Origin of the sequence: Enterobacter nematophilus (assembly GCF_026344075.1) — a bacterium.
GTDB classification, from domain to species: domain Bacteria; phylum Pseudomonadota; class Gammaproteobacteria; order Enterobacterales; family Enterobacteriaceae; genus Enterobacter; species Enterobacter nematophilus.
Map to the genome: position 1 here is coordinate 146839 of NZ_JAPKNE010000001.1, position 25412 is coordinate 172250.

At 56.9% G+C, this 25412-nt stretch carries 22 protein-coding genes; 6 read left to right on the top strand and 16 right to left on the bottom strand.

The genetic code is table 11. The features are described from left to right. Positions 1 to 15: 15 nt before the first annotated feature. The gene (locus OSH03_RS00710) at positions 16 to 318 is read right to left on the bottom strand and encodes an ArsR/SmtB family transcription factor (RefSeq protein WP_061098116.1); all 303 of its coding nucleotides are present in this window, start codon (positions 316 to 318) and stop codon (positions 16 to 18) included. Between the two features lie 160 nt (positions 319 to 478). Between OSH03_RS00710 and fusA the strand changes: the two genes are divergently transcribed. Beyond that, the gene (gene fusA / locus OSH03_RS00715; protein WP_266177963.1) at positions 479 to 2581 is read left to right on the top strand and encodes an elongation factor G; all 2103 of its coding nucleotides are present in this window, start codon (positions 479 to 481) and stop codon (positions 2579 to 2581) included. Between the two features lie 64 nt (positions 2582 to 2645). Here fusA and OSH03_RS00720 read toward each other — a convergent pair whose 3' ends face one another. The 3 genes from OSH03_RS00720 to OSH03_RS00730 all read right to left on the bottom strand — a co-directional run bounded on the left by OSH03_RS00720 (position 2646) and on the right by OSH03_RS00730 (position 4131). Then, positions 2646 to 3071: a DUF3828 domain-containing protein gene (locus OSH03_RS00720; RefSeq protein WP_266177964.1), complete on the bottom strand. Its 426-nt coding sequence runs from the start codon at positions 3069 to 3071 to the stop codon at positions 2646 to 2648. Next, positions 3071 to 3433 (bottom strand): CHAP domain-containing protein, encoded by a 363-nt coding sequence (locus tag OSH03_RS00725; RefSeq protein WP_266177965.1) that lies wholly within the window; start codon positions 3431 to 3433, stop codon positions 3071 to 3073. The genes OSH03_RS00720 and OSH03_RS00725 overlap by 1 nt, the downstream gene beginning before the upstream one ends. A 125-nt stretch (positions 3434 to 3558) precedes the next feature. Beyond that, positions 3559 to 4131, bottom strand: a complete 573-nt coding sequence (locus tag OSH03_RS00730) for a flavin reductase family protein (RefSeq protein WP_061098118.1) — start codon at positions 4129 to 4131, stop codon at positions 3559 to 3561. Between the two features lie 108 nt (positions 4132 to 4239). On the opposite strand from OSH03_RS00730, the gene nhoA reads away from it, so the two are divergent. Further along, positions 4240 to 5076, top strand: coding sequence for an N-hydroxyarylamine O-acetyltransferase (gene nhoA, locus OSH03_RS00735; protein ID WP_266177966.1), 837 nt, complete (start codon positions 4240 to 4242; stop codon positions 5074 to 5076). 8 nt (positions 5077 to 5084) lie between these two features. Here the strand turns inward: nhoA and OSH03_RS00740 are convergent, their stop codons facing one another. From OSH03_RS00740 to OSH03_RS00775, 8 genes are all read right to left on the bottom strand, one after another. Continuing rightward, positions 5085 to 6038: a GlxA family transcriptional regulator gene (locus tag OSH03_RS00740; protein WP_266177967.1), complete on the bottom strand. Its 954-nt coding sequence runs from the start codon at positions 6036 to 6038 to the stop codon at positions 5085 to 5087. 61 nt (positions 6039 to 6099) lie between these two features. After that, positions 6100 to 6813, bottom strand: a complete 714-nt coding sequence (locus OSH03_RS00745; RefSeq protein WP_151413757.1) for an isochorismatase family protein — start codon at positions 6811 to 6813, stop codon at positions 6100 to 6102. Positions 6814 to 6941: 128 nt separating this feature from the next. Continuing rightward, complete coding sequence (narI, locus tag OSH03_RS00750; RefSeq protein WP_061098122.1) at positions 6942 to 7622, bottom strand: respiratory nitrate reductase subunit gamma; 681 nt, start codon at positions 7620 to 7622, stop codon at positions 6942 to 6944. Then, positions 7619 to 8314, bottom strand: a complete 696-nt coding sequence (narW, locus tag OSH03_RS00755) for a nitrate reductase molybdenum cofactor assembly chaperone (RefSeq protein ID WP_061098123.1) — start codon at positions 8312 to 8314, stop codon at positions 7619 to 7621. The genes narI and narW overlap by 4 nt, the downstream gene beginning before the upstream one ends. Beyond that, positions 8314 to 9858 (bottom strand): nitrate reductase subunit beta, encoded by a 1545-nt coding sequence (gene narH, locus OSH03_RS00760; protein WP_266177968.1) that lies wholly within the window; start codon positions 9856 to 9858, stop codon positions 8314 to 8316. Before narH ends, narW begins: the two co-directional genes overlap by 1 nt. Continuing rightward, positions 9855 to 13595, bottom strand: a complete 3741-nt coding sequence (locus OSH03_RS00765; RefSeq protein ID WP_266177969.1) for a nitrate reductase subunit alpha — start codon at positions 13593 to 13595, stop codon at positions 9855 to 9857. Before OSH03_RS00765 ends, narH begins: the two co-directional genes overlap by 4 nt. A gap of 67 nt (positions 13596 to 13662) precedes the next feature. Next, complete coding sequence (locus OSH03_RS00770; protein WP_266177970.1) at positions 13663 to 15048, bottom strand: NarK family nitrate/nitrite MFS transporter; 1386 nt, start codon at positions 15046 to 15048, stop codon at positions 13663 to 13665. Positions 15049 to 15257: 209 nt separating this feature from the next. Next, a complete protein-coding gene (locus tag OSH03_RS00775; protein WP_266177971.1) occupies positions 15258 to 15833 on the bottom strand; it encodes a TetR family transcriptional regulator in 576 nt (191 codons plus the stop codon). A 117-nt stretch (positions 15834 to 15950) separates the two neighbouring features. Here OSH03_RS00775 and OSH03_RS00780 point away from each other — a divergent pair, with 117 nt between their 5' ends. Then, positions 15951 to 17438: an MFS transporter gene (locus OSH03_RS00780; protein ID WP_266177972.1), complete on the top strand. Its 1488-nt coding sequence runs from the start codon at positions 15951 to 15953 to the stop codon at positions 17436 to 17438. Between the two features lie 59 nt (positions 17439 to 17497). Here OSH03_RS00780 and OSH03_RS00785 read toward each other — a convergent pair whose 3' ends face one another. Together OSH03_RS00785 and yddG are read right to left on the bottom strand one after the other, a co-directional pair. After that, the gene (locus OSH03_RS00785; protein ID WP_061098128.1) at positions 17498 to 18607 is read right to left on the bottom strand and encodes a porin OmpC; all 1110 of its coding nucleotides are present in this window, start codon (positions 18605 to 18607) and stop codon (positions 17498 to 17500) included. A gap of 475 nt (positions 18608 to 19082) precedes the next feature. Next, entirely contained in the window at positions 19083 to 19961 is an 879-nt protein-coding gene (yddG, locus tag OSH03_RS00790; protein ID WP_266177973.1) for an aromatic amino acid DMT transporter YddG, read from the bottom strand. A gap of 221 nt (positions 19962 to 20182) precedes the next feature. On the opposite strand from yddG, the gene fdnG reads away from it, so the two are divergent. Genes fdnG through fdnI form a run of 3 tightly spaced genes read left to right on the top strand, consistent with a single transcriptional unit; the run spans position 20183 to position 24775 of the window. After that, positions 20183 to 23230: a formate dehydrogenase-N subunit alpha gene (gene fdnG / locus OSH03_RS00795; RefSeq protein WP_266177974.1), complete on the top strand. Its 3048-nt coding sequence runs from the start codon at positions 20183 to 20185 to the stop codon at positions 23228 to 23230. 11 nt (positions 23231 to 23241) lie between these two features. Next, positions 23242 to 24126, top strand: a complete 885-nt coding sequence (fdxH, locus tag OSH03_RS00800; RefSeq protein WP_266177975.1) for a formate dehydrogenase subunit beta — start codon at positions 23242 to 23244, stop codon at positions 24124 to 24126. Then, positions 24119 to 24775, top strand: a complete 657-nt coding sequence (fdnI, locus tag OSH03_RS00805; protein WP_061098132.1) for a formate dehydrogenase-N subunit gamma — start codon at positions 24119 to 24121, stop codon at positions 24773 to 24775. Before fdxH ends, fdnI begins: the two co-directional genes overlap by 8 nt. Before the next feature lie 71 nt (positions 24776 to 24846). Here the strand turns inward: fdnI and OSH03_RS00810 are convergent, their stop codons facing one another. Together OSH03_RS00810 and OSH03_RS00815 are read right to left on the bottom strand one after the other, a co-directional pair. Further along, on the bottom strand, positions 24847 to 25170 hold the full coding sequence (locus OSH03_RS00810) for a CcdB family protein (protein ID WP_266177976.1): 324 nt from the start codon (positions 25168 to 25170) through the stop codon (positions 24847 to 24849). Beyond that, positions 25170 to 25358: a hypothetical protein gene (locus OSH03_RS00815; RefSeq protein ID WP_266177977.1), complete on the bottom strand. Its 189-nt coding sequence runs from the start codon at positions 25356 to 25358 to the stop codon at positions 25170 to 25172. Before OSH03_RS00815 ends, OSH03_RS00810 begins: the two co-directional genes overlap by 1 nt. Positions 25359 to 25412 lie beyond the last annotated feature (54 nt).

A 25412-nucleotide genomic window follows, 5' to 3' on the forward strand; every position in this document is an offset into this window, starting at 1 on the left:
AATAAGCTGTATTTTTCATTTTCCTGCTGTCAGCAGTATCTCCATCAGCCCCGGAAAGCGGGCATCCAGATCGTCTCTGCGCAATGAAATCATGTTCTCCCGCCCCTGCGGACGCTGCCAGATGACCCCGCTGTCGCGTAGAACGCGCCAGTGATGGGTCATCGTGGACTTCACCACGTCGTCCGGGCGCAGCGCGTTACAGCTGAGTTCACTGCCATCGGCCAGCCGGCGGATAATCGATAGCCGGAGTGGGTTGCCGAGGGCAAACAGCACATTTTCCAGCAGTATTTGTTCAGTTTCAGGGTGGTTTGGGATCATCGTTTTCCTGCGTTTGGCGTCAGATTGAGCTATATCAACAATAGGTCAACCGTTAAAAAATAGTTCGATAATACTCGTACAATAGGACTATTATAGCAAACGAACGAATGCACGACCATCCCGGTCGTCACAGACAAGTCATGAGACTTAAGGAAATATCATGCCCCGACCCATCCCTCTCGAACGTTATCGCAACATCGGTATCTCCGCGCATATCGATGCCGGTAAAACAACCACCACTGAGCGCATCCTGTTCTATACCGGGATGAGCCACAAGCTGGGTGAAGTACACGATGGCGCGGCAACCACTGACTGGATGGCGCAGGAGCAGGAGCGCGGGATCACGATTACCTCCGCGGCGGTCAGCTGCTTCTGGCCGGGCATGGACAGAGGCTTTGAGCCGCACCGGATCAACATCATCGACACCCCGGGGCACGTGGACTTCACCATTGAGGTGGAGCGTTCTATGCGCGTGCTCGACGGCGCCGTGATGGTGTATGACTCCGTGGGCGGCGTGCAGCCGCAGTCGGAAACCGTCTGGCGTCAGGCCAATAAATATCACGTTCCGCGGCTGGCCTTCGTCAATAAAATGGACCGTCCGGGCGCCGACTTCTTCCGCGTCGTGCGGATGATGCAGGAGCGCCTGAAGGCCAATCCGGTGCCGATTGTCATCCCGGTGGGTGCCGAAGATCGTTTCACCGGCGTGGTCGATCTCATCAAGATGCGCACCATTTTGTGGGACGACGCCACGCAGGGCATGGCGTTCAGCTATGCTCCCGTGCCGGACGATTTAGTCGGTACCGCCCGGGAGTGGCGGGAAAAAATGGTCTCCGCGGCGGCGGAAGCCAGCGATGAGCTGATGGACAAGTACCTGGAGACGGGCGACCTGACGGAGTCGGAAATCATCAAGGGGCTGCGCATTCGCACCATCTCGGGCGAAATCCAGCCGATGCTGTGCGGCAGCGCCTTTAAAAACAAAGGCGTGCAGCGCATGCTGGATGCGGTGATTGAACTGATGCCGTCCCCGCTGGACGTGCCGGCCATTGACGGCGTGGATGAAAAAGGGCAGCACGCGGAGCGTCATCCAAGCGATGACGAACCGTTCTCGGCGCTGGCGTTCAAGCTGATGAGCGACCCGTACGTCGGGCAACTGACCTTTATCCGGGTCTACTCTGGCGTTCTGCGCAAAGGCGACGCGGTGTACAACCCGGTGAAAGAGAAGAAAGAGCGCATCGGGCGTATCGTGCTGATGCACGCCAACGATCGCCACGAGGTGGACGAACTGCGCGCGGGCGATATCGCGGCTTGTGTGGGTCTGAAAGATGTCACGACCGGCGACACGCTGACCGACCCTAATGCGGTGATCACGCTTGAGCGCATGGAGTTCCCGGACCCGGTTATCTCGCTGGCAATTGAGCCGAAAACCAAAGGCGATCAGGAGAAAATGGGGATCGCGCTGCAGCGTCTGGCGGCGGAAGATCCGTCGTTCCGCCTGCATACTGACGAAGAGTCCGGCCAGACCATTATCTCCGGGATGGGTGAGCTACACCTGGAGATCATCGTCGACCGCATGAAGCGTGAGTTTGGCGTCGAGGCGAATATCGGTCGCCCGCAGGTGACGTACCGCGAAACCCTGCGCAAGGCGGTGAAGGATATCGAAGGTAAATTTGTCCGGCAGTCCGGCGGTAAAGGGCAGTACGGCCATGTGGTCCTGAGCCTGGAGCCGCTGGAGCCCGGAAGTGGCTTTAAATTTGAAGATGCCACCAAGGGCGGCGTGGTGCCGCGCGAGTATATCCCGTCCGTTGAGAAAGGGCTGCGTGAGGCCATGAACAGCGGCGTGCTGGCGGGCTATCCGGTGGTCGACGTCAAAGCGACGCTGACGTTTGGCTCGTACCACGACGTCGACTCCTCGGAGATGGCGTTCCGCATGGCGGCGATCCTCGGCTTCAAGGAGGGCGCTCGCAGGGCGGATCCGGTTATCCTTGAGCCAGTCATGCACGTGGAGGTGGAAACGCCGGAAGAGTACGCCGGGAACATCATGGGCGATCTCTCTTCCCGCCGTGGAATGGTGCAGGGGATGGCGGAGCAGTACGGCAGCCAGATTATTCGCGCTGACGTACCGCTGGCGGAGATGTTTGGTTACGCCACCACGCTGCGCTCGATGTCCCAGGGACGCGCGACGTATACGATGGAGTTCCATCATTTTGCGGAAGCACCGCGGAATGTTGCGGATGAGATTATTGCGAAGCGTGCGAAAAGTTAATTAATTGCGCATGGTAGTCGTTTGGCTACCATGTGCTTTTTATACGGCACGGAGATTATGCATGTTACTTAATTAGCGTTGCCGAGCGGACTTTCCATTTCCCTTGTTCTTCAACAAGACAATCTGCAACAACGTGATCTTGCTTCTTACCAAACGCGATATAGACGTTTGTGCAAACGGCGTCAAAATCAGAGTGCAGGACGGTTATTTGATTCCAGTCCTCATCCCAATCCTGTGATTTGATGAACATATCCGCATCAGGCATATCTTTTTCGTTACTGTCACCTGAATACAATTCTTTTATTGCTGCAATTGTCCCCGAGGCAACGTAATCATCCATAATATCTGGGTCAAGTACGGGCGGTTTGTTCTGATCTAACTGCGCGATATACCATTGATTGAATTTAAGCGCCGCCTGTCCGGGTGCATAAACGTTTTCTGCGGCCGCGAGCGGAGAAAGGGCTAAAAGTAAAAAGCAGAGTGTTTTCATTAATCATGCCTGAACAGTTCGTAATGTGGTTGTATGTTGCGGTAAGCCTGCCCTGGGTACAGGGTGCGTTGAACAAAATCGCTGATCCACTGCTGACCATCGTATATGCAAACGTGACCGCTATCATGACCAACAATATTTTGAATAACTGCGACGTCGCCTGCATGGGGTTGATCGTATACCAGGCGGAAGCCTGCGTTGACTAATGTGCGACCCATATCTTTTGCCAGATGCGTGTTGGGGATTTTCAATCTGCCACCCGTTCTGATCGCTTCGGTTACGTAGCGAGCACAATAACCCGTGCTCTTGGGTTGCGCGTGGGATTTCGCATATGATATTGCACCATCTTTATTCCATGACATTGATATTTCCTTAATGAAAGATTGTTTATGCAACAACTTCTGAAATATCCTCCGTTTTACATCGCCATGATAAACATAAAATGCCATAGAAATTTTTATAATTCAGCGGGATAAGATTAAGTAAATCAATCCAGCGCCTTCACCATCTTCCCGCTCGCCACAAATGTCCCCGCGCCCAAATGATGCAGTGTATTTAGCTTATCCCCGTCAAACTGCCAGCGTCCGGCGACAAACGCGCGTTCATCCGCTGCTGCGGAAACCACTTCGCCAAACAGCGTATCGTATTTTTCTGCCGCGGAAGTGACGGGTAGTAACCGGCACTCCATCCACGCCAGGCATTTTTCTTCAATCACCGGCAGGCCAAGCTCAGGGCCGTTTACGACCGGGATCCCGTAGCAGTTGAATTTGTCCTCGTCGCGTCCGCTGACGCTGCCCACCGCGAACGTCCAGTTGGCCGCCGCCACGCCGGGGATGACGATGCCAAACTTTCCGCTGCGCTCGATCAGCTCGCGTGACCAGGTACTTTTATCCACGACTATTGCGATGCGCGGCGGTTCAAACTCAACGGGCATTGACCACGCGGCGGCCATCACGTTGCGTCTGTCGAGGGATTCATCACGACTGGTGATAAGCACGGTGGGGCCGTGGTTGAGCAGACGGCTGGCATGACGTAATTCAACAGGGCGAAAGTGGCTCATAGGATCTCCTCATCTACACCGATGAGTATGGCGAAAAAGCACGTAAATCAAAGTGAGTGCGTAAAATTAGTTTATAAACAGAACATCACAATCAAAGGAAAATGATGCATGTCCCCATTTCTGACCGCCTATTTCGCTCGCATCGGCTGGGCGCAACCGCCACGGGTGGATATCGATACCCTGCGCGCGCTGCATTTACACCACAACTGTGCGATCCCGTTCGAAAATATTGATGTCGTCCTGCCGCGCGAAATCCATCTTGAAGATCAATGTCTGGTCGACAAGCTGGTGACGGCGCGACGCGGGGGATATTGCTTTGAGCAAAACGGCCTTTTCGAGCGCGCGTTGCGTGAAGTCGGATTTACCGTGCGCAGCGTGCTGGGGCGGGTCGTACTGGCAAATCCGGCGCAGATGCCGCCGCGCACGCACCGCCTGCTGCTGGTCGAGCTGAACGGCGAGCGCTGGATTGCCGACGTGGGGTTCGGCGGACAGACGCTGACGGCGCCGATTCGCCTGCTCGCCAACGAGGAGCAGGAGACCCCGCACGGCATCTACCGTCTGCTGAGCGAGGGCAACGACTGGGTGCTGCAGTTCCGCCACCACGAGCACTGGCAGTCGATGTACCATTTTGACCTGACGACGCAGTATTTCAGCGATTACGTGATGGGGAACTTCTGGTCGGCGCACTGGCCGCAGTCGCATTTTCGTCATCATCTGCTAATGTGCCGCCACCTGCCGGACGGCGGCAAGCTGACGCTGACCAACTTCAACTTCACCCACTGGCAGAACGGGCACGTGGAGGAGCAGATCCATTTGCCGGATGCCGGGGCGCTGTATCAGCTGATGCAGGAACGCTTTGGGCTGGGCGTTGACGATCCGAAGCACGGCTTTACGCTGGCAGAACTCACGGCGGTGATGGCAGGGTTTGAAACGCACGGGAAATAGCCCCCTCGCTATCGGCCACGAAACTCGCGCCGATAGCGAGATGGCGAGGTGTTAAGCAGCTTGTGAAAGTGGCGGCGCAAGGACGTTGTCGAGGGAAACCCGACGCGCTCGGCAATGTCATCCACAGGCTGGTCGGTTTTTTCGAGATAGCGTTGGGCGACGATAATGCGCTGGTTTAGCAGCCAGCGCGAAAAGCTCTCACCGGTGGTTTGCTGAAAACGCCGGGTAAAGCTGCGACGGCTCATGCAGGCTTTTCCCGCCACGCAGTCCAGCGTGAGCGCAAGCTGGAGGTTTTCCGTCGCCCAGGCTAGCGCGTCGGTGAAGTTATCTCCACGACGCGTGTTCTGAACCGGCAGTTCTACGTATTGACGTTGTCCACCCTGACGATGGGGCGGTACAACCAGCAACCGGGCTACGCTATTCGCCACTTCCGCGCCCCAGGCCTGACGCACCAGATGCAGGCAGCAGTCGATACTGGCCGCCGTGCCCGCAGAAGTGACAACGTCACCATTATCGATATAAAGAACGTCTTTATCCATCTGCACGGAGGGATAGAGACGCTGAAAGTCAGACGCCCAGCGCCAGTGCGTCGTTGCAGGGCGGTTTTCAAGTAGCCCGGCAGCGGCGACCACAAACGCGCCCATACACAAACCCACAATACGTGAACCCGCGGCATGGGCTTTTTGCAGGGCCTGCAGGAGATCGGGGGACGGGGCATGCTCGGGACTGTCCCAGCTTGGGACGATCACCATATCCATTCCGGCCAGCTCATCAAGCCCACGCTCGACAAGGATAGAAAATCCGGCATTGGTTTTAAGCGCGCCGGGCGTGGTGGCGCATACGACAAGCTGGCAAAGGGGGGCGCCCATTGGCGTTAGCGCTTTCTCAAATACGGCATAGGGCACCGAAAGGTGAAAAGGAATAATACCGTCAAATACAACAATACCAATTTTAAGCGTCATGTAAGCCTCCTTGTGCCAGCCAGTATAAAGTCCTGGCTGGCGGCAGGGATCAAGCCCGGTCTTATTCTGTGACTGGCAGCGCCATAACATCTCTGGTCGTCATAATCTCGGCAAACACATCGGCAACACCGGCTAATGCCGCACGCTGCAGCGTTTTGTGGTCCACCACGCCACCCTTACCATCATCCAGATCGCGTGTTGCTGTCGCATCTTCAGGGATAATCACGTTATAGCCCAGCGGTACAGCGTCACGCGCGGTAGAGGAAATGCACATGTGCGTCATCAGGCCAATGACTATCACCTTTTTGATGCCTTTTTTCTTTAATTGCGCATCCAGATCGGTGCCAACAAAAGAGCTCGGGGTCGCTTTGGTGATAATGGCGTCTTGCGCAGAAGGCTGCAGATCTTTATGGAACTGCGCATAGATAGATCCCTCGGCAAACAGTGGACTGTCTTTCGGCCCCATATGACGAACGAAGTAGACCGGCATCCCCTTTTGATGGGCATAGCTAACCAGCTTTTGACTGTTCTTCAGTACCTTATCGCCATCAGGGATCACCATCTGACCACGAAAATCTTTACCTGCGTAATATTCGTTTTGGATATCCACCACGATTAACGCAGTTTGTGAGGCGGATAAAGACGAAGTCGCCGTTGCGCCCGTCATTGCACGGATGGTCTTGCTATTCCTGTCGGTCGTTTCCTGAGCGTTAGCATAGGTTGAAAAAGTGCTCATCATGCCGATCAGCAAAGCCGTACGAAAAAATGGTTTCATCACGCGAACTCCCTCTGTGTTGTGTTCGGGAGCCATTATTCCGCACGGTCGCTAACGGTATGAGTCACCTGGAGAACCAATAACGATACTTTTGGGCCATTATGAGACGACACATCTGACGGCTTCAATCAACGGCGCGATCTCACCACCTGATACCGACGCGTGAAATACTCAAACGGCGCGCTCCACACGTGTACCAGACGGGTGAACGGGAAGATGAGGAAGATCGTCATCCCCAGCACCAGATGAACGCGGAAGATCGGCGCAACGCCGCTCAGCATCTCCGACGAGCCGCCCTTGAACGTCACGATCCCCTGCGCCCAGCCGACCAGCTTCATCATCTCGCTTCCGTCAGGGTACTGAGCGGAGAAAGGAATGGTCGACAGCCCCAGAATGCACTGGATAAGCAGGATACTCATGATGATGATATCCGGCGTGGTGGAGGTAGCGCGCACCCGCTGGTTGAACAGGCGGCGGTAAAGCAGCATCGACCCGCCAATCAGCGTCAGCACGCCGCAAATCCCGCCCGCAATCATGGCCAGCTGCTGCTTAACCGCGACGGGTAAAAACCAGGCGTACATCCAGTGCGGGGTTAACATGCCGAACAGGTGCCCGAAGAAGATGCCCAGAATCCCGATATGAAACAGGTTAGAGGCCCAGTTCATACCGCGCTTGCTGAGCATCTGGCTCGACGAGGCGCGCCAGGTGTACTGCCCGTAGTCGTAGCGCAGCCAGCTGCCGAGGAAAAACACGGTGGCGCAGATATAGGGGTAAATATCATAGAAAAACACGTTCAGGTAATGGATCATTTTGGGCCTCCGGCGCTGACGTCCACGTACTGCGGCGCGACGTCCTGGCTAAAGCGTCGTTGATATTGCTGCATCGGCGAGCTGTCGCACGATGTGGCGTTGTCTTCAATAAACTTCACCTGTTCCTCTTCCCACACGGCGTCCAGCGCCTGACGGGTGTCATCCCGTTTTTCACCGGACACCTGCTTCGCCACGCTGTCGCTGGAAAGCCGCGTACCGGCCAGCGTCAGCAGGGCATCAAACAGCTGATAGTGCGCCACGCCGCGCTGCTTCAGGCGGCCGCCAATCAGGGCCAGGATCGGCGCGACGTTTTGTAACCCTTCGCGCGCCTCGTCGTCGGAAACAATGCTCAGGTATTCCAGATAGAGCGGCAGATAGTCCGGCAGCTCGCGGCAGTCCAGCGCCAGACCGGCTTTCTCATACTGGCCCATCAGGTCAACCATCGCCTGGCCGCGATCGCGGGACTCGGCGTGAACGTGCTCGAACAGCAGCAGCGAGGTCGCGCGCCCGCGCTCAAACACTTCGCACCATTCGGCCTGTTTATCCAGCAGCGGGGCGCTCAGGTGCTGCTGCGCAAACGGCAGCAGCATGGGCGCGTCCTGCTCAACCAGGGAAAGCGCCTCATCGCGGTTTTCCCACAGCAGCTCATCGGGGTACTCAATCAGCAGCGCGATGATTTTAAGGATCTGCATTACTCTCCCTCCCCGTGTTCGCGCACCTCGGTAATGTTGATCGCGTCGATGCGGCTGCTGTTGAAGAGGTTGAACTTGGTGTCGGAGCCGTGGCAGCCGTCGCCAAAGGTGAAGCCGCAGCCGTTTTTCTCCGGGAAGGCGTCGCGCGCCATTTCACGGTGGCTGGTGGGGATCACGAAGCGGTCTTCGTAGTTCGCGATGGCGAGATAGCGGTACATCTCCTCAACCTGCGCTTCGCTCAGGCCGACTTCCTCAATGGCGCGGGTGTCGGTCACGCCTTCCACGGTCTGGGAGCGTTTATAGTGACGCATCGCCATCATGCGCTTCAGGGCGCGCAGCACCGGGCCGGTGTCGCCGGCGCTGAGCATGTTTGCCAGGTACTGCACCGGAATGCGCAGGCTTTCAACCGCCGGCAGAACGCCGTCGCTCTGCGGCAGGCCGCCGGCGTCCGCGTAGGACTGAATCGGCGACAGCGGCGGCACGTACCAGACCATCGGCAGGGTGCGGTATTCCGGGTGCAGCGGCAGGGCGAGCTTCCAGTCCATCGCCATTTTGTAGACCGGCGAACGCTGGGCGGCGTCAATCACGTTCTGCGGAATACCCTGTTTCAGGGCTTCCTCAATTACCGCCGGATCGTTCGGGTTGAGGAACACGTCGCACTGGCGCTCGTACAGATCGGTTTCATGCTCGGTGCTGGCGGCCTCCTCGATGCGGTCCGCGTCATACAGCAGCACGCCGAGATAGCGGATGCGCCCGACGCAGGTTTCAGAGCAGACGGTCGGCTGGCCGGACTCAATGCGCGGGTAGCAGAAGATGCATTTTTCTGACTTGCCGCTCTTCCAGTTGAAGTAGATTTTCTTGTACGGGCAGCCGCTGATGCACAGGCGCCAGCCGCGGCATTTGTCCTGGTCAATCAGCACAATGCCGTCCTCTTCGCGCTTGTAAATCGCGCCGCTCGGGCAGGTAGCGACGCAGCTCGGGTTCAGACAGTGCTCGCACAGGCGCGGCAGGTACATCATGAAGGTGTTTTCGAACTGGCCGTACATCTCCTTCTGGATCTTCTGGAAGTTGCGGTCGCGGGCGCGTTTTTCAAACTCGCCGCCCAGCAGCTCCTCCCAGTTCGGTCCCCAGACGATTTTGTCCATCCGCTTGCCGTCAATCAGCGAGCGCGGGCGGGCGGTAGGGAGGTGATCCCCCTCCGGCGCGCGGTGCAGATCCTGATAGTCAAAGGTGAAGGGCTCGTAATAATCGTCAATCTGCGGCAGGACGGGGTTGGCGAAAATTTTCGACAGCACGCCCATTTTGCCGCCGAGGCGAGGCGTCAGCTTGCCGTGTATGCCTCGGATCCAGCCCCCTTGCCACTCCTCCTGATCTTCCCAGTTTTTCGGGTAGCCAATCCCCGGTTTGGTCTCGACGTTGTTAAACCACGCATATTCCATCCCTTCGCGCCCGGTCCAGACGTTCTTGCAGGTGACCGAGCAGGTGTGGCAGCCGATGCATTTATCGAGATTCAGAACCATGCCAACCTGTGAGCGTATTTTCATTTTTTCGCCTCCTGTACCTGATCCCGACCTTCGCCGTCCAGCCAGTTAATGTTTTTCATTTTGCGGATCATGATGAATTCGTCGCGGTTGGAGCCAACGGTGCCGTAATAGTTAAAGCTGTACGCCAGCTGGGCATAGCCGCCGATCATGTGCGTCGGTTTCGGGCAGACGCGGGTGACCGAGTTGTGGATCCCGCCGCGCCGCCCGGTCACTTCTGAGCCCGGAATGTTCAGAATGCGCTCCTGGGCGTGGTACATCATGGTCATTCCCGGCGGCACGCGCTGGCTGACCACCGCGCGGGCGGTGAGGGCGCCGTTGGCGTTGAAGGCTTCGATCCAGTCGTTGTCCTCAATGCCCAGCTCGCGCGCGTCGGTTTCGCTGATCCAGACGATGGGTCCGCCGCGCGACAGGGTCTGCATCAGCAGGTTTTCGCTGTAGGTAGAGTGGATGCCCCATTTCTGGTGCGGCGTCAGGAAGTTGAGCGCTTTTTCCGGGAAGCCGTTGGGCGGGATCTCGCGCATATGGGTGACGCTGCGGGTGTCAATCGGTGGACGATAGGCCACCAGGCTCTCCCCAAAGGCGCGCATCCACGGATGATCCTGATACAGCTGCTGGCGGCCCGAAAGGGTGCGCCACGGGATCAGCTCGTGGACGTTGGTATAGCCCGCGTTATAGGAGACGTGCTCGCTCTCAAGGCCGGACCAGGTCGGGCTGGAGATGATTTTGCGCGGCTGCGCCTGGATATCGCGGAAGCGGATCTTTTCGTCTTCCTTGTTCAGCGCCAGATGGGTGTGGTCGCGCCCGGTCAGTTCGCCGAGCGCTTCCCAGGCCTTCACCGCCACCTGACCGTTGGTTTCCGGGGCGAGGGCAAGGATCACTTCAGAGGCGTCAATAGCGGTTTCAATGCGCGGGCGGCCTTTCGCCGGGCCGTCGAGCTTGACGTAGTTCAGCTTGCCGAGGAAATCGACCTCGTTCTGCGTGTTCCATGAAATGCCTTTGCCGCCGTTGCCGAGCTTATCCATCAGCGGGCCGAGAGCCGTAAAGCGCTCGTAGGTTTCCGGGTAGTTACGCTCGACGACCGCAATGTTTGGCGCGGTTTTACCGGGGATCAGATCGCATTCGCCCTTGCGCCAGTCCTGAATATCAAACGGCTGCGACAGCTCCGCCGGGGAGTCGTGCTGCAGCGGCTGTAGCACCACGTCGGTTTCGGTACCCAGATGGCCAACGCACACCTCGGAGAAGACTTTGGCGATGCCTTTGTAGATCTCCCAGTCGCTGCGCGATTCCCACGCCGGATCGACGGCGGCGGAAAGCGGATGAATAAACGGGTGCATGTCCGAGGTATTCATGTCGTCTTTTTCGTACCAGGTGGCGGTCGGCAGGACGATATCGGAGAACAGGCAGGTGCTGGACATGCGGAAATCGAGCGTCACCAGCAGGTCCAGCTTGCCCTCGATGGCGGCGGTTTGCCATTCCACCTCCTCAGGCTTCACGTCGTCGGTTGAGCCTAAGTCTTCACCCTGAATGCCGCTCTCGGTGCCGAGCAGGTATTTCAGCATGTACTCGTGGCCTTTCCCGGACGAGCCGAGCAGGTTTGAGCGCCAGACGAACAGGTTGCGCGGGTGGTTTTTACCGTTGTCCGGCTGCTCGCAGGCGAAGCGGATATCGCCGGATTTTAACGCCTGAACGGTGTACTCCTGCGGCGTCATGCCCGCCGCGTCCGCGCGCGCCTTCACGTGCAGCGGGTTAAGGTTGAGCTGCGGGGCCGACGGCAGCCAGCCCATGCGCTCGGCGCGGACGTTAAAGTCGATCAGGTGTCCGGTGAATTTCGACGCATCCGCCAGCGGGGAGAGCAGCTCCTGCGCGGTCAGCTTCTCGTAGCGCCACTGGCTGGCGTGGTTGTAGAAGAAGGAGGTGCTGTTCATCTGGCGCGGCGGGCGGTTCCAGTCCAGCGCGAAGGCCAGCGGCAGCCAGCCGGTTTGCGGGCGCAGCTTCTCCTGGCCGACATAGTGGGACCACCCGCCGCCGCTCTGCCCGACGCAGCCGCAGAAGACCAGCATGTTGATCATTCCGCGGTAGTTCATGTCCATGTGGTACCAGTGGTTCACCCCGGCACCGAGGATGATCATCGAGCGACCGTGCGTTTTGTGCGCCGTGTCGGCGAACTCGCGGGCAATTTTTTCAATCAGGTACGCGGGCACGCCGGTAATCTGCTCGCCCCAGGCGGGCGTGTAGGCTTTGATCTGGTCATAGCTGTCTGCGGCGTTACTGTCCTCCAGACCGCGATCGAGACCGTAGTTAGCCAGCACCAGATCGTAAACGCTGACCACGCGTTTCTGGCTGCCGTCGGCGAGCGTCAGGGTTTTGCTCGGCACGCGGCGCGTCAGCACCGGCTCCTGCTTCACGCTGCGGAAGTGCGGGTTTTCGTTGCCGCCAAAGTAGGGGAAGGCGACGTCCGCCACGCTATCGTGCGTAATCAACAGGGAGAGGGTGAGTTCTGTTTCATGGCCCGCGGCCTGAGGCTCCAGGTTCCATTTGCCTTTTTCTCCCCAGCGGAAGCCGATGGAGCCGTTCGGCACCACCAGATCCCCGGCAATATCAAAAGCGACGGTTTTCCACTCTGGGTTATTGGCTTCTCCCAGACCGTCGACGAGGTCCGAGGCGCGCAGCATCCGCCCCGGCACCACGCGACCGTCTGCCTGCTCGTCGAGCAGGACCAGCATCGGCATGTCGGTGTAGCGGCGGCAGTAGTTAAGGAAGTAATCGCTCGGGTTATCGAGGTGGAACTCTTTGAGGATCACGTGGCCCATCGCCATGGCGAGGGCGCTGTCGGTGCCCTGTTTGGGGGCCAGCCACTGGTCGCTGAGCTTCGCCACCTCCGAGAAGTCCGGCGTGATGGCGACGGTTTTGGTCCCCTTGTAGCGCACCTCGGTGAAGAAGTGGGCGTCCGGGGTGCGGGTCTGCGGCACGTTCGAGCCCCAGGCGATGATGTAGCTGGAGTTGTACCAGTCGGCGGATTCCGGCACGTCGGTCTGCTCGCCCCAGGTCATCGGCGACGCCGGCGGCAGGTCGCAGTACCAGTCGTAGAAGCTCAGGCAGGTGCCGCCCAGCAGGGAGAGATAGCGCGTACCGGCGGCGTAGGAGACCATCGACATCGCCGGAATAGGCGAAAAACCGGCCACGCGGTCCGGGCCGTAGTTTTTGATGGTCCAGACGTTAGCGGCGGCAATCAGCTGGTTTAGCTCTTTCCAGTTCGAGCGGATAAATCCGCCTTTACCCCGCACCTTTCTGTAGCTCTGGGCCTTTTGCGGATCGTGTTGGATGGCATCCCAGGCCAGCACCGGATCGGCATGCTGCGCCAGCGCCTCGCGCCAGAGCTCAATCAGCCTGCGGCGCACCAGCGGATATTTAAGTCGGTTGGCGCTGTAGAGATACCAGGAGTAGCTTGCGCCGCGCGGGCAGCCGCGCGGTTCGTGGTTAGGCAGGTCAGGGCGGGTGCGGGGGTAGTCGGTCTGCTGGGTTTCCCAGGTCACCAGGCCGTTCTTAACGTAAATTTTCCAGCTACAGGAGCCGGTACAGTTTACCCCGTGGGTGGATCGCACAATCTTGTCGAACTGCCAGCGCTGGCGGTAGCTGTCCTCCCAGTCGCGGTTGGTGTGGTACACCTGCCCGTGCCCATCGGCGAAACTGTCGCCTTTTGTTTTGAAGTAACGGAAGCGGTCCAGCAGTTTGCTCATGACATTTCTCCTGCTTCGATAGCATGGCCGGAGGGTGGTGCATCACGCTCCGGCGAAGATATAATTTTTATTTTTGTGCGGATTTGCGGCCATACACCAGCCAGGTGACGAGCACGCAGACGATGTAAAACACGAGGAAGACCTTCATGGCCCCGACCGGCGACCCGGTCATCGCCAGCGAGGTGCCAAAGGCTTTAGGGATGAAGAACCCGCCAACGGCACCGATGGCGGAGATAAAGCCCAGCGCCGCGGCGGTTTCCGTCACCGCTTCATGCTGCGCCTGCTCGTCCGTGCCGCCCTGCTTTTTGACGCGGTCGAGGGTGATCTGGCGGAAGATAATCGCGATCATCTGGAAGGTCGAACCGCTGCCCAGCCCGGCGGTAAGGAACAGGCCCATAAAGACCAGGTAGAAGGCGACAAAGCTGCCGGAGCCAGAGCCGGGCAGGGTCAGGAAGATCAGGGCGCTGAATACGGCCATAAAGACGAAGTTAATCAGCGTGACGCGCACGCCGCCAAGCCTGTCAGAGATCATCCCGCCCGCCGAACGCGCCAGCGCGCCGATCAGGGGGCCAAAGAAGGCGAGGTGCAGGATGTTCACGTCCGGGAACTGGGTTTTCGACAGCATGGCAAAGCCCGCCGAGAAGCCGATAAACGAGCCGAAAGTAGCGAGATAAAGCAGGCTCAGCAGCCAGAGGTGTAAGCGCTTCAGCACCGGCAGCTGGCTGGCGATGGAGGCCTTTGAACTGGCGATATCGTTCATGCCAAAAAACGCCGCAAGCGTTGCCAGCAGCAGCAGCGGCGCCCAGATCCAGGCCGCATTGGCCAGCCACATCGTCGAGCCGTCCTCCTGCGGTACGCCGTGCACGCCGAGGAAGGTGAACATCGGCAGGAAAATCACCAGCGGCGCAACCAGCTGCATCACGCTGACGCCCAGGTTTCCCAGCCCGCCGTTGATGCCCAGCGCGCTGCCCTGTCTGGCTTTCGGAAAGAAGAAGCTGATGTTACCCATGCTGGAGGCAAAGTTGGCCCCGGCAAAACCGCAGAGCAGGGCAATCACGATAAAGACCCAGTAAGGTGTCGCGGTGTCCTGAACGGCTATCCCCAGCCAGACGCAGGGAATAATCAGGATAACGGTGCTCAATACCGTCCAGTAACGTCCGCCAAATATTGGCACCATAAACGAGTAGGGGACGCGCAATATCGCGCCGGAGAGAGAAGGTAATGCCGTTAGCATAAAAAGCCGATCGGTGGTGAAATTAAATCCGACTTTATTCAGGTTGACCGCAACGGCGCTAAATAACATCCACACGCAAAACGCTAATAGCAGGCAAGCTACCGAAATCCATAGGTTTCTTCGTGCGATATGTTTTCCTTTGTTCTCCCAAAATTGCACGTTTTCAGGTTTCCAGTTACTCAACAGATGGGGATTATTCTTTTCACTTTGTTGCGACATATCGCCCTCTTGCTTACCATGATGGAGAGAAAAATGAAGTAAAAACAAAAAGATGATTGTGGAAGCGTTATTGGTTTTTTTGGATGCTTTGGGATACATCTGAAAGGATAGATAAAAAAGCGAACCCCCGAGATTAGAATGAAAATAAGGGTTCGCTTAATGTGTTACTAATTGTAACTCTCTTGAAAATTAATACTCCAGAAGGAGTATTAAAACAATTCCAGGGTGATAAGTTTATCGAGATGCTTATTAAACGCCGCATCGTCCATTTCAGGCATATTTAATACGGCGATCCCATCCAGGCCGCAAACCAGACCTATTAAACGCCAGGCGATATTTTCCGCCCGATCGGTAAGCGTGAACGCGCTGGCATCAGCCCCGTCACGGATAATCGCCACGGTTTCCTGATGCCACATCTCCATGGTCAGGACATAAGCCGCTTTGATCTCGGGATCCCGACTGGCGAGAATTTGGGCTTCCCGCCACAGGCGAATGTAAGGTTCAAACCCACCGTCGTCGCTGCCGAGCATGCTGTGCAGCCGTTCCCGCCAGCTGGCGTTTTCCCCCACCACGTCGGCATCCAGCAGCTCGCGGATCACGCGCACAAACGCCAGCGATTTTAACTCGCCGCCGGAGGCAAAGTGGTGGTGAACCTGTCCGGTCGCGACGCCCGCTTCTGCGGCAATGCGCCGTACCGTCATGGCTGCCAGCCCCTCGGCCAGCGCCACGCGCATCGCGGCCTGTAAGATCGCTTCCCGTCTCTCTTCCTTGCTCAAATAGCGCATTTTTTCTCTACTCTCAATAAGACCGAAACGAGTGTAACAAAAAGCTGGACAGACGTTCAACTTTACGTAGGATCGGATTCTGGACATGTGTCCATGTTTAAAATGAAAAGGAAATTTATGTTTCGTCAGTGGTTAGCGTTAGTGATTATCGTGCTGGTGTACATCCCGGTGGCGATTGACGCGACGGTGCTGCACGTGGCGGCGCCGACATTGAGCATGACGCTGGGCGCCAGCGGCAATGAATTGCTGTGGATCATCGATATTTACTCGCTGGTGATGGCGGGGATGGTGCTGCCGATGGGCGCGCTGGGTGACCGCATTGGCTTTAAACGCTTGCTGATGATCGGCAGCACGCTGTTTGGCCTGTCGTCCCTGGCGGCCGCGTTTGCCCCGTCGGCAGGGTGGCTGATAGCGGCGCGCGCCTCGCTGGCGATCGGTGCAGCAATGATCATTCCGGCTACGCTTGCGGGGATCCGTACGCTGTTTACCGACGCGAAAGATCGCAACATCGCGCTCGGCGTCTGGGCGGCAGTGGGTTCCGGCGGGGCGGCGTTTGGTCCGCTGATTGGCGGTATGCTGCTGGAGCACTTCTACTGGGGCTCGGTATTTTTGATCAACGTGCCGATCGTGCTTATCGTCGTTACCCTTGCCGCGCGCTTTGTTCCGCAGCAGGAAGGGCGTCCTGAGCAGCCGTTAAATATCAGCCATGCGGTCATGCTGATTGTGGCGATTTTGCTGCTGGTCTACAGCGCCAAAACCGCGTTAAAAGGCGTTCTGTCGCCGTGGCTGGTAGCGTGTACCTTGTTCACGGGGGCCGTGATGCTGTTTATTTTTGTGCGCATCCAGCTGCGCGCCCGCGTGCCGATGATCGACATGCGCCTGTTCTGTCACCGCATTATTTTAAGCGGCGTGGTCATGGCGATGACGGCGATGATCGCCCTGGTGGGCTTTGAGCTGCTGATGGCGCAGGAGCTGCAGTTTGTCCACGGCTTTACGCCGTTTGAGGCGGGCATGTTTATGCTTCCGGTGATGGTGGCAAGTGGATTCAGCGGGCCGATTGCCGGTGTGCTGGTGGGCCGTCTGGGGCTGCGCATTGTCGCTGCCGGGGGGATGGGGCTCAGCGCGGTCAGCTTCATCGGCCTGTCGATGCTTGATTTCAGCACGCAGCAGTGGCAGGCGTGGAGCCTGATGGTTCTGCTGGGCTTTAGCGCCGCAAGCGCGCTGCTGGCCTCGACTTCAGCCATTATGGCCGCGGCGCCAAAAGAGAAAGCGTCAGCCGCAGGGGCCATTGAAACCATGTCCTACGAGCTGGGCGCGGGGCTAGGGATTGCTATTTTCGGCCTGCTGCTCACCCGCAGCTTCTCGGCGTCGATTGAGCTGCCGCAGGGGCTGAACGAAACGCTCGTCGATAGCGCGTCGTCATCCATTGGTGAGGCGATGAAGGTGGCGCAGGAGCTGACGCCAGCATTGGGAGACTCGGTAATTGAAGCGGCGAAAGCGGCGTTCATTACCTCACACAGCGTGGCGCTGGGGAGCGCAGGAGGGATGTTGCTGCTGTTGGCCGTCGGGATTTGGTTTAGCCTGGCGAAGGTCAATTCGCGGTAAACATGTGCAGAAGCCAAAAAAAAGCCAGCTTATTCAGCTGGCTTTTTTACTGACAAATCTTAGAACTGGTAGGTCAGACCCAGCGCAACGATGTTGTCGGTACCGATACCTGCCTGGCGAGTGAACTGGTTGTCGTCCAGCAGGTTGATTTTGTAATCCACGTAGGTGGACATGTTTTTGTTAAAATAGTAGGTCGTGCCAACATCGATGTATTTAACCAGATCCTGGTCGCCGAAGTTCTCGATGTCTTTACCTTTAGACTGCAGGTAAGCGATGGATGGACGCAGGCCAAAGTCAAACTGGTACTGAGCCACAACTTCGAAGTTTTGCGCCTTGTTTGCGAAACCGTAAATGTCGCTGCGGTTGCCGTTAGAGGTACCGAAGCGGGTCGCGTTGTAGGTCTGAGAGTACTGCGCGGCAAGGTAGATATTGTTCGCGTCGTACTTCACGCCGCCGCTGTATACTTCTGCGCGGTCGCCTTCACCGTATACGCCAGCCGCATTCTGGTCAGCGGTACGTTTGGAGGAGGACATTGCACCCCCGACGCTGAAGCCTTCACCCAGATCGTAAGTCAGGGACGCACCGTAGCCGTCGCCGTTCTGGTTCAGCAGGCTGCGGCCGTTGGTGTTTTCACCGCTTACGCTGCCGTTTTTACCCTGGTACTGCAGGGCAAAGTTCAGGCCGTCAACCAGACCAAAGAAGTCCTGGTTACGGTAGGTTGCCACGCCGTTTGCACGAGACTGCAGGAAGTTGTCGGCACCGTAGGTGTCGCCGCCGAATTCTGGCAGAACGTCGGTCCAGGAGGTCACGTCGTAGATCACGCCGTAGTTACGACCGTAATCGAATGAACCGGCTTCAGCGAACTTCAAACCTGCGAAGGCCACACGGGTCCAGGACTGGTTGTCGCCTTCGTCTTTGTTACCCTGAATCTGGTATTCCCACTGGCCGTAGCCGGACAGCTGGTCGTTAACCTGGGTTTCACCCTTGAAGCCGATACGCATGTAGGTTTTATCACCGTCCGCGCCAGCGTCGTCAGAGAAATAGTGCAGACCTGTCACTTTACCGTACAGATCCAGCTTGTTACCGTCTTTGTTATAAATCTCAGCTGCGTTTACAACGCCTGCTGCCAACATGGAAGTGACTGCCACTGCAACTAATTTAAGTTTCATCTTAAATATTCCTTATAATTTTTTTCAGTATTTCCTGAACCATCGCGAACGATTTCTAAACGAGGCTGTTCGTCAACGGCGTGCTATTTTTAAAAATCTTGTCGCTGCCTTTCAATAATAAGTTTCAAAATATGAGTAATAATTTCATTTAGTGTGATCGAGATCGGGTTAATGACGGCTGAATAAAATGAGGTGGCGATTATTTAATCAGAATGCGTTTAATTTCTGGCAGGTCTGATGGCGGGTATTATTGCATTACGGGTTATTAATGGCGGTAATATTCGCAGATAAATAGTTACCCTACGGTGTCAGGTTATGTCAATTTGACGTCGTGGGAATTGACGAAGGAATCTAATATAAACAGAACATCAACAAGCGCACTAATGTTCTGATAAATATATTACGGTGTGATCACATATTAAATTTATGTTAATTTTTATGCCGGGTTTAATCGAACCCGGCATAAATCTGAACCCTATTTTCGTGTAGCGTACCAGCAGAGCAATGACCCGGCGCAGACCATCAGCGCGCCTTGCCAGAACGAAAAAGAGAGGGGTGAGCTTAGCAGCACGGCTGCAAGCGCGGCAGAGAGTACGGGAGTAAAATAGGACACGGCAGCCAGCACCGTGACGTTACCGTGCAGAATGCCAATATTCCATGCCGCATAGCCAAACCCAAGCGCAATGCCGCACATAACGAGCTTCACGATAACCGGAAAGCTGAACACCATTTCTGGCTGATCGCTAACGACATATTTCACCCACAGGCTCAGCGCAGTGAGCAAAACAAAGAGGGTAATACCGTTTTGCCCTTTGGCAAATTTAGCGGTTACGGTGCAGTAGGCGGCCCAGATAAATGCCCCGGCAAAGGCCAGCGCATAGCTGAGCGGGTTCGAGACAATATTGCGGGTTATTTCATCAATATGTAACCCTTGCTCACCGCCTAATACCCAACACACGCCGAGCAGAGCGATAGCTAAACCGGGAATGACCCACAGCGTGGATTTCTGCCCGTTGAATAAAATAGCAAAGACGATAGTCAGGCTCGGCCAGAGATAATTTACCATGCCGACTTCAATCGCCTGCGCTCGCGTGGCGGCATAGCCTAACGACAGCGCCAGGCAAATTTCGTAACTGACAAACAGTACGCTGCCTGCAATAAGATACCCGGGTGAAAAACGTTTAATATCAGGAAATCCTACCGTCACCAGGCACAATAACCCGCTGAGGGTGTAAATCATCGCCGCGCCGCCGACGGGCCCCAGCCCCTCGCTTACGCTGCGAATCAGGCCCACCATTGTGCTCCATAGCAGTATCGCCGCCAGCCCCGTGAGCGTTGCTCTCTTTCTGTCCATTACGTTTTCATCGCTAATAAAATCAAAGGGAAAATGTATAGCATTAATTCTGGCCCTGCCGCGAATTATTCTCTCAAGTGTTTAACCCTAAAGGATTATTCAAACGCGGCAGCGGTGACTATTAAGGGGGCGACGTCAGGCGTCCTTGATTTGACGCAAAAAAAACAGGGGTTTTAATGTTAGTTTGCGGCGCGAAGTCTTATCAGATAACGAGGACAACAATGGACGTCAGCCGCAGACAATTTTTCAAAATCTGTGCGGGCGGTATGGCCGGAACCACAGCCGCAATGCTGGGATTTGCTCCCAAAATGGCGCTGGCTCAGGCACGCAACTATAAGCTGCTGCGTGCGAAAGAGATCCGTAACACCTGCACATACTGCTCCGTGGGTTGTGGGCTATTGATGTATAGCCTGGGCGATGGCGCAAAAAACGCCAGAGAAGCAATTTACCATATTGAAGGGGATCCGGATCATCCGGTGAGCCGTGGGGCACTGTGCCCGAAAGGGGCGGGGCTACTGGACTATGTCCACAGCGAAAACCGCCTCCGCTACCCGGAATACCGCGCGCCGGGCTCCGACAAATGGCAGCGTATCTCCTGGGATGAGGCGTTCTCCCGCATTGCAAAACTGATGAAAGCCGACCGTGACGCCAACTTTATTGAAAAGAACGAGCAGGGCGTAACGGTCAACCGCTGGCTTTCTACCGGGATGCTGTGCGCATCTGCGGCAAGCAATGAAACCGGCATGCTGACGCAAAAATTTGTGCGCTCTCTCGGCATGCTGGCGGTAGACAACCAGGCGCGCGTCTGACACGGACCAACGGTAGCAAGTCTTGCTCCAACATTTGGTCGCGGTGCGATGACCAACCATTGGGTTGATATCAAAAACGCTAACGTCGTGGTGGTGATGGGCGGTAATGCCGCTGAAGCCCATCCGGTGGGGTTCCGCTGGGCGATGGAAGCGAAAAACAACAACGATGCGACGCTTATCGTCGTCGATCCGCGCTTTACGCGTACGGCATCGGTGGCCGATATCTATGCGCCGATCCGCTCCGGTACGGACATTACGTTCCTCTCCGGCGTCCTGCTGTACCTGATCGAAAACAATAAAATTAACGCGGACTACGTTAAGCATTACACCAACGCGAACCTGCTGGTGCGGGATGATTTTGCCTTCGATGACGGGCTGTTTAGCGGCTATGACTCCGAAAAACGCCAGTACGATAAATCGTCCTGGAACTATCAGTTCGACGAAAACGGCTATGCGATGCGGGATGAAACCCTGACGCATCCGCGCTGCGTGTGGAACCTGCTGAAGCAGCACGTTTCCCGCTACACGCCGGACGTGGTGGAGAACATCTGCGGCACGCCGAAAGCGGACTTCCTGAAGGTGTGCGAGGTGCTGGCCTCCACCAGCGCCGCAGACAGAACCACGACGTTCCTGTATGCGCTGGGCTGGACGCAGCACACCGTGGGCGCGCAGAACATCCGCACCATGGCGATGATCCAGCTGCTGCTCGGCAACATGGGTATGGCCGGTGGCGGCGTGAACGCCCTGCGCGGCCACTCTAACATTCAGGGCTTAACCGATCTCGGTCTGCTCTCCACCAGCCTGCCGGGCTACCTGACGCTGCCGTCGGAAAAGCAGGCCAGTCTGCAAGCGTATCTTGAGGCCAATACGCCAAAAGCGACGCTGCCGGACCAGGTGAACTACTGGAGCAACTATCCGAAATTCTACGTCAGCCTGATGAAATCCTTCTACGGCGACGCGGCGCAGAAGGAGAACGACTGGGGCTTTGAGTGGCTGCCGAAGTGGGACCAGGCTTACGACGTCATCAAGTATTTCAACATGATGGATAAGGGCAACGTCACGGGGTATATCTGCCAGGGCTTCAACCCTGTGGCCTCCTTCCCGGACAAGAACAAAGTCGTTCGCAGCCTGAGCAAGCTGAAGTACATGGTGGTTATCGATCCGCTGGTTACCGAAACGTCCACCTTCTGGCAGAACCACGGGGAATCCAACGATGTCGATCCGGCGTCGATTCAGACCGAAGTGTTCCGCCTGCCTTCCACCTGCTTTGCGGAAGAGGACGGCTCTATTGCCAACTCCGGCCGCTGGCTGCAGTGGCACTGGAAAGGGCAGGACGCGCCGGGCGAAGCGCGTAACGACGGCGAAATCCTGGCCGGCATTTACCATCGCCTGCGCGAAATGTACCGCACCGAAGGCGGCAAGGGCGCCGAGCCGCTGCTGAAGATGAGCTGGCACTACAAGCAGCCGGATCGTCCTGAGTCTGAGGAAGTCGCGAAAGAGAACAACGGCTTGGCGCTGGCGGATCTCTACGACGCCAACGGCAACCTGGTGGCGAAGAAAGGCCAGCTGCTGAACAGCTTCGCGCTGCTGCGTGACGACGGTACCACGGCATCGTCCTGCTGGATCTACACCGGCAGCTGGACGGAGCAGGGTAACCAGATGGCGAACCGCGATAACGCTGACCCGTCAGGCCTGGGCAACACGCTTGGCTGGGCATGGGCGTGGCCGCTGAACCGTCGCGTGCTGTACAACCGCGCGTCCGCCGACGTGAACGGCAAGCCGTGGGATCCGAAACGGATGCTGATCCAGTGGAACGGGGCGAAGTGGACGGGGAACGACATCCCGGATTACAACACCGCCGCGCCGGGCAGCAGCACCGGGCCATTCATCATGCAGCCGGAAGGGCTGGGGCGCCTGTTTGCCCTCAACAAGCTGGCGGAAGGGCCGTTCCCGGAACACTACGAGCCGATGGAAACGCCGCTCGGCACCAACCCGCTGCACCCGAACGTGGTCTCAAGCCCTGTGGTGCGGGTTTACGAAGACGACGTGCTGCGCTTAGGCAAAAAGGACAAATTCCCGTACGTGGGGACGACCTACCGCCTGACCGAGCATTTCCACACCTGGACCAAGCACGCGCGGCTTAACGCCATCGCGCAGCCGGAACAGTTTGTGGAGATAAGCGAAACGCTGGCGAAAACGAAGGGCATTGCCAACGGCGACCGCGTGAAGGTGAGCAGCAAGCGCGGCTTTATTCGCGCGGTGGCGGTGGTGACCCGCCGCTTGCAAAGTCTGAACGTGCACGGCCAGCAGGTGGAAACCGTCGGCATCCCGCTGCACTGGGGCTTTGAGGGCGTGGCGCAGAAGGGCTACATCGCCAACACCCTGACGCCAAACGTCGGCGATTCCAACTCGCAAACGCCGGAGTACAAAGCGTTTCTGGTCAACATCGAGAAAGCGTAAGGAGCGATTAAATGGCGATGGAAACACAAGACATTATTAAACGCTCCGCGACCAACCCGATCACGCCCGCGCCTCGCGCGCGGGACTATAAGGCAGAGGTCGCCAAGCTTATCGACGTCTCCTCCTGCGTGGGCTGTAAGGCCTGCCAGGTGGCCTGCTCGGAGTGGAACGATATCCGCGACGAGGTGGGGCACTGCGTTGGGGTCTACGACAATCCGGCGGATCTGAGCGCCAAATCCTGGACGGTGATGCGCTTTAGCGAAACCGACCAGAACGGCAGGCTGGAGTGGCTGATCCGCAAGGATGGCTGCATGCACTGTGAAGATCCGGGCTGCCTGAAGGCGTGCCCGTCAGCCGGCGCGATTATTCAGTACGCCAACGGGATCGTCGACTTCCAGCAGGACAACTGCATCGGCTGCGGCTACTGCATCGCGGGCTGTCCGTTTAATGTCCCGCGCCTCAGTAAAGAGGACAACCGGGTATATAAATGCACCCTGTGCGTGGACCGCGTCAGCGTCGGGCAGGAGCCTGCCTGCGTCAAGACCTGTCCGACCGGCGCTATCCACTTCGGCACCAAAAAAGAGATGCTCGACGTGGCGCAAGAACGCGTGAACAAGCTGAAAGCGCGCGGCTACGACAGGGCGGGCATTTACAACCCGCAGGGCGTGGGCGGGACGCACGTGATGTACGTGCTGCACCATAACGACCAGCCGGAGCTGTATCACAACCTGCCGAAGGATCCGGCGATCGATACCTCCATCAACCTGTGGAAAGGGGCGCTTAAACCGCTTTCTGCGGCGGGCTTTATCGCCACCTTTGCGGGGCTGATTTATCACTACATCGGTATCGGCCCTAACAAAGAGGTGGATGAGGACGAGGAGGAGCATCATGAGTAAATCGAAAACGATCGTGCGCACGAAGTTTGTCGACCGCGCCTGTCACTGGACTGTGGTGATCTGCTTCTTCCTGGTGGCGGTATCCGGCATCTCGTTCTTCTTCCCGACGCTGCAGTGGCTGACCGAAACCTTCGGCACGCCGCAGATGGGGCGCATTCTGCACCCGTTCTTCGGGGTGCTGATTTTCGTGGTGCTGATGTTTATGTTCGTGCGCTTCGTGCACCACAACATCCCTGACAAGCAGGACATTCCGTGGGTGAAAGGGATAGTCGAAGTCCTCAAAGGTAACGAGCATAAAGTCGCGAAGGTGGGAAAATATAACGCCGGGCAGAAGATGATGTTCTGGACCATCATGAGCATGATTTTTGTGCTGCTGGTGACCGGCGTGATTATCTGGCGTCCGTATTTCGCGCACTATTTCCCGATCCAGGTGATTCGCTACGCGCTGCTTATTCACGCGACGTCGGCCATTATTCTGATCCACGCTATCCTGATCCATATGTATATGGCGTTCTGGGTAAAAGGGTCGATTAAAGGCATGATTGAAGGGAAGGTGAGCCGCCGCTGGGCGCAGAAACACCACCCGCGCTGGTATCGTGACGTGGAACGGCTGGAAGCGAAACAGGAAAGTACGGAAGGGATCAAGTAAGGCCTGCGCCGTCGGCTTTGTCCGGCGGCGCTGCGCTTGCTCAGGCAGGACAAATGCCTGACCAGCCGGCGTCATGTGTTAGTCAATAAGCGATCGATTGCTGCAATAACATCATGGCGTGTATTGCGTAAATTACAAACAAAGTCTTTAGGGTTAATTTTGTTGTTGTTAAGGTGGGTTATCATGGGTGAATAAATCAGAAATGTTTCAAAGTCGATATTTACCCCCGGAGCCAGATGGATCTGCCATAACGGTAACTTATTATTTCTTGCGAGCGGCACAATTACGCGCGTGGCAAGATCGTCATAACAATCATCCTGAATGAGCATATAGTAGGGAAGCTTGTCCCGGGTAGCTGCAGATGTATTACGGTAAACATTAAATTGTCTCAGCATTAAAGCACCCTGAAAAACTCATCATCAGTAATGGTTCCATGCTTTTCGACAAGTTCATTCATTGACTGAATGAATGAACGATCCGCTTCTGATGGCTGACGGCGGTTAACCGAGTGTTGCTCTACATGATACAAGGGTTTACGCGACGCGATGTCCTGGCCTTGTTTTATTCTTGCGGTATGTTTCATTATTTTATCCTTTGTTGGTGCGGCCATTATCAACCGCAGCCAACAAAAAACAAT